Origin of the sequence: Pseudomonas spartinae, from assembly GCF_965197125.1 — a bacterium.
GTDB classification, from domain to species: Bacteria; Pseudomonadota; Gammaproteobacteria; order Pseudomonadales; family Pseudomonadaceae; genus Aquipseudomonas; species Aquipseudomonas composti_A.
On record NZ_CBDAMB010000009.1, the window covers coordinates 219,926 to 231,259 of the forward strand.

General features: G+C 59.8%; 12 protein-coding genes and 1 pseudogene. 10 read left to right on the forward strand and 3 right to left on the reverse strand.

From position 1 onward, the window contains the following. Positions 1 to 228 precede the first annotated feature (228 nt). Positions 229 to 984: an NYN domain-containing protein gene (locus ACN8M7_RS19750; protein WP_075750452.1), complete on the reverse strand. Its 756-nt coding sequence runs from the start codon at positions 982 to 984 to the stop codon at positions 229 to 231. A 460-nt stretch (positions 985 to 1,444) separates the two neighbouring features. On the opposite strand from ACN8M7_RS19750, the gene ACN8M7_RS19755 reads away from it, so the two are divergent. Then, positions 1,445 to 1,717 carry a hypothetical protein gene (locus ACN8M7_RS19755; RefSeq protein ID WP_075750448.1) on the forward strand — a complete coding sequence of 91 codons (273 nt, stop codon included), beginning with the start codon at positions 1,445 to 1,447 and terminating at the stop codon, positions 1,715 to 1,717. Positions 1,718 to 1,769: 52 nt separating this feature from the next. Here the strand turns inward: ACN8M7_RS19755 and arsA are convergent, their stop codons facing one another. After that, a complete protein-coding gene (gene arsA, locus ACN8M7_RS19760; RefSeq protein ID WP_075750446.1) occupies positions 1,770 to 3,524 on the reverse strand; it encodes an arsenical pump-driving ATPase in 1,755 nt (584 codons plus the stop codon). A 9-nt stretch (positions 3,525 to 3,533) separates the two neighbouring features. Continuing rightward, the gene (gene arsB, locus ACN8M7_RS19765) at positions 3,534 to 4,613 is read right to left on the reverse strand and encodes an ACR3 family arsenite efflux transporter (protein ID WP_075750444.1); all 1,080 of its coding nucleotides are present in this window, start codon (positions 4,611 to 4,613) and stop codon (positions 3,534 to 3,536) included. Positions 4,614 to 4,722: 109 nt separating this feature from the next. On the opposite strand from arsB, the gene ACN8M7_RS19770 reads away from it, so the two are divergent. The 9 genes and pseudogenes from ACN8M7_RS19770 to ACN8M7_RS19810 all read left to right on the forward strand — a co-directional run bounded on the left by ACN8M7_RS19770 (position 4,723) and on the right by ACN8M7_RS19810 (position 11,210). Next, positions 4,723 to 5,505: a metalloregulator ArsR/SmtB family transcription factor gene (locus tag ACN8M7_RS19770; RefSeq protein WP_075750442.1), complete on the forward strand. Its 783-nt coding sequence runs from the start codon at positions 4,723 to 4,725 to the stop codon at positions 5,503 to 5,505. A 22-nt stretch (positions 5,506 to 5,527) separates the two neighbouring features. After that, the gene (locus ACN8M7_RS19775) at positions 5,528 to 5,998 is read left to right on the forward strand and encodes an arsenate reductase ArsC (protein WP_075751209.1); all 471 of its coding nucleotides are present in this window, start codon (positions 5,528 to 5,530) and stop codon (positions 5,996 to 5,998) included. Between the two features lie 18 nt (positions 5,999 to 6,016). Beyond that, positions 6,017 to 6,727, forward strand: a complete 711-nt coding sequence (arsH, locus tag ACN8M7_RS19780; protein WP_075750440.1) for an arsenical resistance protein ArsH — start codon at positions 6,017 to 6,019, stop codon at positions 6,725 to 6,727. Positions 6,728 to 6,746: 19 nt separating this feature from the next. Further along, on the forward strand, positions 6,747 to 7,247 hold the full coding sequence (locus tag ACN8M7_RS19785) for a cyclin-dependent kinase inhibitor 3 family protein (protein ID WP_075750438.1): 501 nt from the start codon (positions 6,747 to 6,749) through the stop codon (positions 7,245 to 7,247). A 23-nt stretch (positions 7,248 to 7,270) separates the two neighbouring features. Next, positions 7,271 to 8,275 carry an ArsJ-associated glyceraldehyde-3-phosphate dehydrogenase gene (locus ACN8M7_RS19790; RefSeq protein ID WP_003460640.1) on the forward strand — a complete coding sequence of 335 codons (1,005 nt, stop codon included), beginning with the start codon at positions 7,271 to 7,273 and terminating at the stop codon, positions 8,273 to 8,275. Between the two features lie 18 nt (positions 8,276 to 8,293). Next, positions 8,294 to 9,517 (forward strand): organoarsenical effux MFS transporter ArsJ, encoded by a 1,224-nt coding sequence (gene arsJ / locus ACN8M7_RS19795; protein WP_075750436.1) that lies wholly within the window; start codon positions 8,294 to 8,296, stop codon positions 9,515 to 9,517. A gap of 168 nt (positions 9,518 to 9,685) precedes the next feature. Beyond that, a pseudogene (locus ACN8M7_RS19800) lies at positions 9,686 to 9,754 on the forward strand (thioredoxin family protein); the annotation flags it as partial. Then, a complete protein-coding gene (locus ACN8M7_RS19805) occupies positions 9,755 to 9,928 on the forward strand; it encodes a hypothetical protein (protein ID WP_490261870.1) in 174 nt (57 codons plus the stop codon). Then, positions 9,903 to 11,210, forward strand: a complete 1,308-nt coding sequence (locus ACN8M7_RS19810; RefSeq protein ID WP_075750434.1) for a hypothetical protein — start codon at positions 9,903 to 9,905, stop codon at positions 11,208 to 11,210. The genes ACN8M7_RS19805 and ACN8M7_RS19810 overlap by 26 nt, the downstream gene beginning before the upstream one ends. Positions 11,211 to 11,334 lie beyond the last annotated feature (124 nt).

Below are 11,334 nucleotides of genomic sequence, written 5' to 3' on the forward strand. Positions count from 1 at the left end.
CTTTTCATGGAAATCCAACTTCACTGATCGTCTGCTCGGTGCTGTTCGTTTGGTGCTGGCGTCGACGGGGGCCCAGCAGTCTCACTACGCTGATGCTGGCTCTGTGCGTGGCGTTTACGGTCGTACGTGCCTGCTCGCTCAATAAATTCTGAGGCTGCTAGCAGGGTTCGGCGAGTGAAGTGCATTTGGTCAGACATGGCGTACTCCAGTGCCGAGGTCAGGCAAGGGCTATAAGGTAGGCTCTGGGGCCGGAGATGGCGCTGGCTTGCGAACGGTACGAACCACCATCACCGTGCCGCGCATCTCCACATCGAACAGCTCCGAGGTGCGGATCAGATCGCCCAGTTTTTGGTAGCCGTAGTTCACAACCGAGAACGAGCTGTTGTTGTGTATGTAGTCCGACACCCTACTCAGTAGCGACCAACCATCATCACCAGCGGTCTGGTCTGCGGCATTGCGAAGCAGCCGAACAAGGGAGGTGTCGCAGCGCAGCTCGTTGCGGGTTTTCTTCTTCGGCTGCTCATCAGCGGACGCCTTATCGTCATCGGGAGCGCGAACCAGGTTCTCCACGTAGATAAACGAGGTGCATGCATGCACGAAGGCAGATGGTGTCTTCTTCTCGCCAAAGCCATACACCGGAAAGCCACTCTCTTGCAGGCGCAGAGCCAGTGGCGTGAAGTCGCTATCGCTGGTCATCAGGGCAAAGGCGTCGATGTTCTTGCTGTACAGCAGATCCATCGCATCGATGATCATGGCCGCGTCGGTGGCGTTCTTGCCCTTGGTGTAGGCGAACTGCTGCATGGGGCGGATAGCGAATGGATGGAGCCGCTCAACCCAACCAGAGAGGCCGTCGCTCTTCCAGTCACCATGAGCATGTCGTACGTTGACCATGCCGTATTTGGCGAGCTCTTCCAGCACACCCTCAATGGCGTTGTGACTGACGTTGTCGCAGTCGATCAGTAGGGCGATGCGTTTCTGTTGCATGGGGACTTCCTTGTTGGTGAAGGCAGGACACTAATAGTGATAGTAAAAGGAGGTGGAGTGAACGGACAGATGTCGGCCTTCGGGGCCCCTGATGAATACAAGAAACGACTCGAACAGCAGCTGCTCGACGATGAACAACGTCTCTCGCTTGCGGTTGCCTTCTGGGGAGAGGGCGCTGTGGAGCTGGTATCAAGTCGGCCTGGCAAGGACTTTCGCCTCCTGTGCAACCTCAAGTCAGGGGGATAGAACCCCTACGTCATCCGAGAACTCTGCAAGCTCGCCAAGGGTAGAGAGGGCCGCAGCCATTGCGATTAGATCGACTTCACAGGCCCTGGATGACCTGGTTAAGTTCTATCGAAACGATTGGCTACATGCGTACATTCGAATGCGCGCATGTTGTAACTTTTCTGAAATGATTGGCTTAGTAAATTAGTGGCCCCACCACTCAATAGGTCGTGCCATGAAAAACCTCACCCTCTCAGCCCTGCTCCTCTCGTCTCTGTTCACCGGCTCCGTTATGGCCAGCGAATTCGATAAGCCTGGTTTTGTTACCGAGGTTGAGGATGGTCGTCTCTGGGTTTTCCGCGAAGACTCTCAGGAACTGAAGGACTTCAAAGCCACTGGCGAGCCAGCCAAGCAGTTCACCGATATCGGTTCCGGCCCGAATGGCATGACGGTCAAAGCGGCTGACGAGAAAACCCTCAAGGATTACCTTGAGGTCATCAAGAAGTAAGCGCTTTCAAGTAGAAAGGCCCGCAGAATGCGGGCCTTTTCATTGGTGCAGATTACTTGCTGAGAGCGAGTAAGCGCTCAACCCCTACCGGCTCCTCCGCCATGAGCGGAATGACCGCATGGCGTTGCGAGTGCTCAGTCGCGACATGCTCAATTTCCCTCAGCTCATTGACCGCCCGCTTATGTAGAAGCGGGGATTCAGTCTTTGCGACTGCCACGCTGTTGTTGATCACCCATGCCCAAGGCTCAATGCCGGCGCGACGCAGATCAGCTTGCAGGCCAGCAGCCTCCAGCACTGGAGTGGTTTCGGCCAGGGTCACCAGCAGCACCTTGGTTTGCTTAGGATCCTGGAGCTGCATCATCGGCGTGGAGAAGCGCATGTTGCTGCCCGACATCTGCCGAGCAATGTCGCGGTGATAAGCCCCGGTGGCATCCAGTAGCAGCAAGGTGTGGCCGGTCGGGGCCGTATCCATCACCACGAACTTTTTCCCGGCTTCACGGATGATTCGCGAGAATGCCTGGAATACGGCGATCTCCTCGGTGCAGGGTGAACGCAGATCCTCGGCTAGCAGCGCCCGAGCCTGCTCATCCAGACCCGCGCCTTTGGTTTGCATGACGTGATCACGATAGCGCTGTGTCTCGGCATGCGGGTCAATGCGGCTCAGCGTCAGGTGCTCAAGCGTGCCATCCAGTGTCTCGGCAAGGTGCGCGGCAGGATCAGAGGTAGTCAGGTGTACGGGCAAGCCACGGCGAGCCAGTTCGACGGCAACCGCTGCGGCGAGGGTCGTTTTCCCGACACCACCTTTGCCCATCACCATGATCAGGCCATGACCATCGGCGGCGATCTCGTCGATCAGGGACTTGAGTCGTGGGGCGTTCAATTCAATCGGCGCACTGGCCGGTGCCTGCGTGCCGTCAGCAGAACCTTCAGCCAAAAGTTGTCGCAGGGCATCCAATCCCACCAGGTTGAATGCTTTCAAAGGCAGCAGATCGAGCGGCAGTGTGCGCAGCGCTAGCGGCATGGTGGCGACTGCGGCCTGCTCACGCTTATAGACGGCGGCGGCCAGGGCATCCTTCTGCGCCTCACTCGCCGGCAACACGCCGTTGATCACCAGGTACTGCTCCTGCAAGCCGATGGCTGCCAGCTCCTCGCGGGTGCGGGCAGCCTCACGCAGGGTGGTTGCCTGCGCCCTGGCAACCAGAACCAGACGGGTCTTGGCTGGATCAGAAAGTGCCTCTACCGCCTCGCGATACTGGTCACGCTGTTTGTCCAAACCAGCCAGCGGGCCAAGACAGGAGGCATCACCTTGCCCCGCCTCCAGGAATCCACTCCAGGCACCAGGCAGTTGCAGCAGCCGGATCGTGTGCCCGGTCGGTGCCGTATCGAAAATGATGTGGTCGAAGCGGGCCTTCAGTTCATCGTTGACCAGCAGCGAGGTGAACTCATCGAAGGCGGCAATCTCGGTTGTGCAGGCGCCCGACAACTGCTCTTCCATGCCTTTGACCACATCATCCGGCATGACGCCTCTCGCCGGGCCCACAATCCGATCCCGATAGGCTTGAGCTGCGCCCTGTGGGTCGATCTCCAGGGCCGCCAGATTTTCCACGGCGGGTATGGCGGTGATCTGGTTACCGATCTCCAGACCGAATACCTGCCCCACATTGGAGGCCGGATCGGTACTGACCAGCAGCACTCGCTTGCCCTGACGGGTCAGCTCCAGGGCTGTCGCGCAGGCAATGGAGGTCTTGCCGACCCCGCCCTTACCGGTGAAGAACAGGAAGCGTGGTGCATTGTCGATAAAGCGCATGCTGACCCCTTAGCGATTGTTGAGGCTGCTCTCGTACCAGTTGCGTGTGCTGTTGACCATGCGTACCAGCCAGAGCATCACAGGCACCTCGATCAGCACGCCGACCACGGTTGCCAGGGCGGCGCCCGAGTTGAAGCCGTACAAGACAATGGCCACGGCTACGGCCAGCTCAAAGAAGTTCGAAGCTCCGATCATGGTGGCCGGGCCTGCCACGTCGTGGCGCACTTTCAGGGTATGGCAGAGCCAGTAACCCAGCGCGGCGATGAACAGGGTCTGCACCAGCAGAGGAATCGCGATGATGCCGATAATCAGGGGTTGCTCGACTATGGACTCACCCTGGAAGGAGAACAGCAGCACCAGGGTCGCCAGCAGAGCCAGAATGGAGAACGGCGAGATCTTCGCCAGGGCCTGCTGAAAGTAGGCATCGCCGCGCTTCATCAAGCGGGCTCGCAGAAACTGGGCGATGGCCAGCGGAATGACGATGTACATCACCACGGAAAGCAGCAGGGTGTCCCAGGGCACCGGGATCGAAGAGACGCCCAGCAACAGCGCCACGATGGGGGCAAAGGCAAACACCATGACCAGGTCGTTGAGGGCCACCTGGGTCAGGGTGAAGTTGGCATTGCCCTTACACAGGTTGCTCCAGACAAACACCATCGCCGTGCAGGGCGCCGCACCGAGCAGGATCAAGCCGGCCATGTAGCTATCCAGCTCTTCGGCGGGCAGCCAGGGCGCAAACACCTGCTTGATGAAAAACCAGCCAATCAGCGCCATGGAAAACGGCTTGATCGCCCAGTTGACGAACAGGGTGACGAACATGCCGCTCTTCTGTTCACGCACCTCGCTGATGGCGCCGAAGTCGATCTTCATCAGCATCGGAATGATCATCACCCAGATCAGCAGGCCAACCGGGATATTGACCTTCGCCACTTCCAGGGCGCCAACGGCCTGAGCCGCTTGCGGCACAACCAGGCCCAGCACGGTGCCCGCCACGATGCACAGGAACACCCACAGAGTCAGGTAGCGCTCAAACACTCCCAACGGAGCCCCAGAGGCCTGTTTCATCGCGACTTCACACGCATTTGTCATCTTTGCTGCCTATCCTCGTTCGGTTGGCGCGCAACGCGCCGCATATTCACTTTACTGCATATTCGAAAAATAATATATTTGCTCGTGTGCATCTTTGATAGGGATCAACATGAGCCAGAAAAAGCGCGTCCTGTTCCTCTGTGTCGCGAACTCCTCACGCTCGCAGATGGCCGAAGCCCTGCTGCGCCACACCGACTCGGAGCACTTTGAGGTCTACAGCGCAGGTTCCGCTCCCACTGAAGTCGACATACGAGCGCGCGATGCGCTGGAGCATCTTGGTGTTTCCACTGACGGGCTTTATAGCAAGTCCATCGAGCAGGTCGCTGGCGAGCCTTTCGACTATGTGATCACCCTGTGTGACAAGTCCGCCCTGGAGTGCCTGGCACTGCCTGGCGCTGGCGAATACATCGCCTGGAACTTCGAAGACCCGGCGACCAGCTCGCAGAAAGATGCCTATCGCAAGACCCTGCATGAGATTCACGAACGGATAAAGATGTTCGTGCTGATCAAAAGCAAGCCGGCTACAGAGCCCTCCGGCAGCCCCCTCATGTCGCCAACCGAGGTCTTCAAATGCCTGGCCGATGAGACGCGGGCGCGTATCGCCTTGCTGGTGACCCTGGAACAGGAGCTGTGTGTCTGTGAACTGACCTCGGCACTGGAAGAGGCGCAACCCAAGATCTCCCGCCACCTGGCCCTGCTGCGCGGCTGCGGCCTGTTGGAAGATCGGCGCAATGGCCAATGGGTGTACTACCGCCTGCACCCGCAGCTGCCGGAATGGGTGACCGATATCCTCAAGCAGACCCTGGACAGCAATGCCGAGTGGTTGCGCCAGGACGTGCAACGTCTCTGGCAAATGCGTGATCGCCCTGGGCGCAAGCCGGCCTGCGATTGAATACCAGGAGCCGGGGATGACCATGAAGGTTCTGTTTCTCTGCACCGCCAACAGCTGCCGCAGCATCCTGTCGGAGGCTATCTTCAATGCGATGGCTCCCCAGGGCATGCGCGCCTTTAGCGCGGGCAGCCACCCCAAGGGAGAGGTCAACCCGTTGGCTTTGCAGGCACTGCTTGATGCCGGGTTGGATGTTGAAGGGCTGTACAGCAAATCAACCGATGCCCATCAGGCCCTCGCCCCTGACATCGTCATTACCGTCTGCGACAAGGCAGCCGGAGAAGCCTGTCCCGTTTTCTTTGGCCCGGCGACTCGTTGTCACTGGGGGCTGAGCGATCCATCCGACGTCAACGGATCTGAGGCGGAAATCAACGCCGCGTTTGCAGCCACCATCCAGCAGATCCAGACGCGAGTGGGCGCATTTATCACGCTGCCCTTTGCTCAACTCGACAGCGCTGCACTCAAGGCCGAGCTGATCAGGATCGGCTCGTTGTAGCCCAAGAGGTAAGAACCCATGATCGACAACCTGCCCAACGTCGCCGAGGAGCTGTTTGCCCGCTCTATCCCGACAAACCTGGGCCTCGCCGAAGGCGAGCACAAGCCGCGCATTCTGCTGCTCTATGGCTCCAATCGTGAGCGCTCCTACAGCCGTCTGCTGACCCAGGAAGCGGCGCGCTTGCTGGAAGCCTTCGGCGCGGAAACCCGAATATTCGATCCTTCCGGCCTGCCCATGCCGGACGATGCCGACAGCAGCCATCCCAAGGTCAAGGAACTCATCGACCTGGTTCTCTGGTCTGAAGGTCAGGTGTGGTGTTCACCCGAGCGCCATGGCGCCATGACCGGCGTGTTCAAGTCGCAGATCGACTGGATACCGCTGACCATGGGCGCCATCCGTCCCAGTCAAGGCAAGACCCTGGCCGTGATGCAGGTCTGTGGTGGCTCGCAATCCTTCAATGCGGTTAACCAGATGCGTGTGCTGGGGCGCTGGATGCGCATGTTCACCATCCCCAACCAGTCTTCGGTGCCCAAGGCCTACCTCGAATTCGACGAGGCCGGGCGCATGAAACCTTCCAGCTATTACGACCGTGTGGTGGACGTCATGGAGGAACTGGTCAAGTTCACCCTGCTGCTGCGCGGCCACGGCGACTATTTGGTCGACCGTTACTCGGAACGTAAAGAGTCTGCTGAAGAGCTATCCAAGCGCGTCAACCAGCGCGCCATTTAACTGCCAGGAATCACTGTCAATGAATCACCCCTACGACCTACTCAGCATCCCCGGTATCAAAGGCAAGCTGATCTTCACGCCATGCCCCGGCACCAAAGACAGCAGCCTTGCCGACTCGCTGGCCACGCTGAAACAGGCCGGTGCCTCTGCCGTGGTCAGCCTGATGCCGACAAGCGAACTGGCAGCCAATGGGGCTGAGGACATCGGCAAGCAATGCCAGGCGCAAGACATGGCCTGGTTCCACCTGCCGGTCGCGGATGAGCAAGTGCCTCTTGAGGATTTCGGCCTGGGCTGGAAAGCCTCCAAACAGAGCATCCTTGAACGACTCAATGCGGGCCAGGACATCGCCATCCACTGCAAGGGCGGTTCGGGCCGTACCGGGCTGATTGCAGCGCGGATCATGATCGAGGCCGGCATTCCCCGCGCCGATGCCATTGCCCTGGTGCAGGCCCTGCGTCCCAAGGCCATTCAACACCCTGCCCACATCAACTGGATCACCCAGTTCGGTGCCGCCCACTAACTCCAGCAGCTGAGTCGAAAAACATGGCTATCAAAATTGGTATCAACGGTTTCGGTCGCATCGGTCGCCTGGCGCTGCGCGCCTCCTGGGACTGGCCCGAGTTTGAATTTGTCCGCATCAATGATCCGGCAGGCGACGCTGCCACCCATGCGCACCTGATCAACTTCGACTCGGTGCACGGTCGCTGGCACCACGAAGCCGGCAGCGATGGCGATTGCGTGGTGATCGGCGGCAAGCGCATCCAGGTCACCAATAACAAGGCGATTGCCGACACCGACTGGTCAGACTGCGATCTGGTGATCGAGGCCAGCGGCAAGATGAAGACCGTGGCGGTATTGCAGGCCTACCTCGATCAGGGCGTGAAGCGGGTCGTGGTCTGCGCGCCTGTGAAGGAGAAAGGCGCGCTGAACGTGGTGATGGGCGTCAACCAGCAGCTGTTCAATCCAGCCGAGCACCGCATCGTCACTGCTGCCTCCTGTACCACCAATTGCCTGGCTCCAGTGGTCAAGGTGATCCACGAGAACCTCGGCATCCGCCATGGTTCGATCACCACCATCCACGACCTGACCAACACCCAGAGCATCCTCGACACCCCGCACAAGGATCTGCGCCGTGCCCGCGCTAGCGGCATGAGCCTGATCCCGACCACCACCGGTTCGGCCACCGCCATTGCCGAGATTTTCCCCGAGCTGCGCGGCAAGCTGAACGGTCACGCCGTGCGTGTGCCGCTGGCCAACGCCTCGCTGACCGACTGCGTGTTCGAAGTCGAACGGGCCACCACGGTGGAGGAAGTCAACCAACTGCTGAAGGCTGCCGCCGACAGCCAGCTGAAAGGCATCCTCGGCTACGAGGAACGCCCGTTGGTCTCCATCGATTACCGCACTGACCCGCGCTCCTCAATCATCGATGCGCTGTCGACCATGGTCATCAACGGCACCCAGGTGAAGCTGTATGCCTGGTACGACAACGAGTGGGGCTATGCCAACCGCACCGTGGAGCTGGCCAAACTGGTCGGCCTGGCCGTTTAACCAAGTAGGGATGCAAGCATGAAGGCGTTGTCAGCCCTGGCCCCGGAGGTCAAACAGTACCTGCTGGTGACCGGCAATTACTGGGCATTCACCCTCACCGATGGCGCCTTGCGCATGTTGGTGGTGTTGCACTTCCACAGCCTGGGCTACAGCCCCTTGCAGATTGCCGCGCTGTTCCTGTTCTACGAGATCTTTGGCGTGGTCACCAACCTGGTCGGCGGCTACCTCGGTGCGCGGCTGGGCCTCAATCGCACCATGAATATCGGCCTGGCGATGCAGGTGGTCGCCCTGCTGATGCTCACCGTCCCCGCCGCCTGGCTGACCGTGCCCTGGGTCATGGGGGCGCAGGCGCTGTCGGGGATCGCCAAAGACCTCAACAAGATGTCGGCCAAGAGCTCCATCAAGCTCCTGGTGCCCGATGCCCAGCAGGGCACGCTGTACAAGTGGGTGGCAATCCTCACCGGCTCGAAGAACGCGCTCAAAGGGGTGGGCTTCTTTCTCGGCGGCGCCCTGCTGGCCGTGCTGGGTTTTGCCGGCGCGGTATTGACCATGGCCGGCGTGCTGGCGGTGATCTGGATCGCCAGCCTGTTCCTGTTGAAGAAGGATCTGGGCAAGGCCAAAGCCAAGCCCAAGTTCAAGGACATCCTTTCCAAAAGCCGGGCGATCAACATCCTCTCCGCCGCGCGCCTGTTCCTCTTTGGCGCCCGCGATGTCTGGTTTGTGGTTGCCTTGCCGGTTTACCTGAGCACGGTTTTCGGCTGGGACTTCTGGATGGTCGGCGGCTTTCTGGCCAGCTGGATCATCGGCTACGGCATCGTGCAATCCTTCGCTCCGGCCCTGACCGGCAAGCGCAGCGGGCATGTGCCGGATGGCCGGGCGGCGTTTCTCTGGGCGGCGCTGCTGGCCGGCATTCCGGTTGCCATTGCGCTGGGCCTGGATGGCGATTATTCCAAGCAGGCTGTGCTGGTTGGCGGGCTGCTGATCTTCGGAGCAGTCTTTGCCATCAACTCGTCGCTACACAGCTACCTGATCGTCAGCTACGCCAAGGAAGACGGCGTGTCGCTGGATGTCGGCTTCTACTACATGTCCAACGCGCTAGGCCGGCTGGTCGGGACACTGTTGTCCGGCTGGGTCTTCCAGCAATACGGGCTGCAAGCCTGCCTGTGGGTCTCCAGTGCCTTCGTCGTGCTGGCCGCGCTGATATCCATCGGTCTGCCCAAGCATCAGTTGCCGGCGAGCTAAACGCATGGGTGGTTCTCGGCTGGGGCCTTGATCCAGCAAATGGGAATAGGCCCCAAGTCCTTTAAGCTTTACAACAGGTTGCAGAGGTTGGACGCTGAATAGCACTCGAAGGCGCTTTACATCCTGAACGTCAAACTCCTCGACTCGGGCTGCACCAACTGCAAGAAACTGGAAGCTGTCGCCCGTGAAGTGGCGCAGAACCTGAACATTCAGGCCGAATTCAAGAGGATCACTGACATGGGCCAGATGATGATCTACGACATCCTCGCCACGCCTGCGTGGGCGATCCACGAAAAGGGGGTTCAGCCTTGGAAAGATTCCGACTGCTGTGAACGCCCTGGGCTGGCTCTCGACGGCGCAGTGACGGCTACAACCCAAGATGTCCATGAAGCCACCAGAGCTTTCGCCTGAAACCCTTGAGGCCTCTGCGATTGAAGCGCTGAACAACAGGTGTTTTTGCATCAGCCTCAGTGAGCAGGCCCTGCGTTCGGCGCTGGAGTCGGAAATTGGCCAGCCTGGGTTGCTGGAACTGATACGGGAGCGCTGCCCCTATCTGTTTTCCGCGTTTCCGGTGTTTGTCTCCGCAGATCACCTGACACGCATGGGCGATTTGATTCAGGCCATTGAGTCCGTCATTGCTCTGCCGGCCTATCGAGAACAGGTTCTGGCCACGGCGCCGGCCATTGCCCGGCATGACCCAGGCGGCGCCCGAGGCGCCTTCTTTGGCTACGACTTTCATGTGGCCGATGACAGTTTCGGGCTGATAGAAATCAACACCAACGCTGGCGGCGCGATGCTCAACGCCGTGCTGGCCAGGGCACAACGGGCCTGTTGCCCGCCGATGGATAGCCTGCTGCCTGCGCCAACCCTGGCGAGTACGCTGGAAGCCAATATCGTGGCGATGTTCCGCCGCGAATGGTCGCTCAGTGGCCGTCAGCAGCCACTGCGCACGATTGCCATCGTCGATGAGGCGCCTGCACAGCAGTACCTGTACCCCGAGTTTTTGCTGTTCCAGCAACTGTTTGAGCGGCACGGCCTGCAAGCAGTCATCGCCGATCCGACTGAGTTGAGTCTGCGTGACAACCGTCTGTGGCACGGTGACCTGGCCATTGACCTGGTCTACAACAGGCTGACCGATTTCTACTTAACGTCGTCATCCTGTGACACCTTGCGCGAAGCCTATTTGTCGAACGCAACGGTGCTTACCCCCCATCCGCAGGCGCACGCTCTGTATGCCGATAAACGCAACCTAGCCCTGCTCAGCAATGCAGACAGCCTCCAGGCGCTGGGCGTAGCCCCGAACATTCAGGCTATCTTGCTGGCCGGCATTCCGCGCACTGAAATAGTCACGGCTGAAAATGCAGAGCGCTTATGGAGTGAGCGGCGCACGCGGTTCTTCAAGCCCTTCGCAGGGTTTGGCAGTCGCGCCGCGTACCGAGGGGACAAACTCACCAAACGTGTCTGGCAGGACATTCTTGCCGGCGAGTATGTGGCGCAGGCACTGGTGCTACCCGGTGAGCGGGTGATCTCAGCTGACGCGTCTGCGCAGGCACTAAAGTTCGACCTGCGCGACTACGTGTACGACGGCGAAGTGCAATGGGTGGCGGCACGTCTCTATCAAGGGCAGACCACAAACTTCCGAACCCCTGATGGAGGTTTCGCCCCCGTCTACGAGTGGCCAATGGCGCTCTAGCAGCCTGTTGAAATTCGCCTACGCCCTGTCTGGCTTTGCGGCGTAAGGTTTACGATATCGGCTCCAATCTGCCGGGAACCCCGATTTCCATGCGTGGCGCCGATATCACTCAGGAATCCTTGTT

Excerpts from the sequence above, each read along its gene's own strand:
- ACN8M7_RS19755 (WP_075750448.1), top strand. The coding sequence starts at position 1,445 with ATGAAAAACCTCACCCTCTCAGCCCTGCTCCTCTCGTCTCTGTTCACC.
- ACN8M7_RS19805 (WP_490261870.1), top strand. The coding sequence starts at position 9,755 with ATGGGCCAGATGATGATCTACGACATCCTCGCCACGCCTGCGTGGGCG.
- ACN8M7_RS19775 (WP_075751209.1), top strand. The coding sequence starts at position 5,528 with ATGAAGGTTCTGTTTCTCTGCACCGCCAACAGCTGCCGCAGCATCCTG.
- arsB (WP_075750444.1), bottom strand. The coding sequence starts at position 4,613 with ATGACAAATGCGTGTGAAGTCGCGATGAAACAGGCCTCTGGGGCTCCG.
- ACN8M7_RS19810 (WP_075750434.1), top strand. The coding sequence starts at position 9,903 with ATGAAGCCACCAGAGCTTTCGCCTGAAACCCTTGAGGCCTCTGCGATT.
- arsA (WP_075750446.1), bottom strand. The coding sequence starts at position 3,524 with ATGCGCTTTATCGACAATGCACCACGCTTCCTGTTCTTCACCGGTAAG.
- arsH (WP_075750440.1), top strand. The coding sequence starts at position 6,017 with ATGATCGACAACCTGCCCAACGTCGCCGAGGAGCTGTTTGCCCGCTCT.
- ACN8M7_RS19770 (WP_075750442.1), top strand. The coding sequence starts at position 4,723 with ATGAGCCAGAAAAAGCGCGTCCTGTTCCTCTGTGTCGCGAACTCCTCA.
- ACN8M7_RS19790 (WP_003460640.1), top strand. The coding sequence starts at position 7,271 with ATGGCTATCAAAATTGGTATCAACGGTTTCGGTCGCATCGGTCGCCTG.
- ACN8M7_RS19785 (WP_075750438.1), top strand. The coding sequence starts at position 6,747 with ATGAATCACCCCTACGACCTACTCAGCATCCCCGGTATCAAAGGCAAG.
- arsJ (WP_075750436.1), top strand. The coding sequence starts at position 8,294 with ATGAAGGCGTTGTCAGCCCTGGCCCCGGAGGTCAAACAGTACCTGCTG.
- ACN8M7_RS19750 (WP_075750452.1), bottom strand. The coding sequence starts at position 984 with ATGCAACAGAAACGCATCGCCCTACTGATCGACTGCGACAACGTCAGT.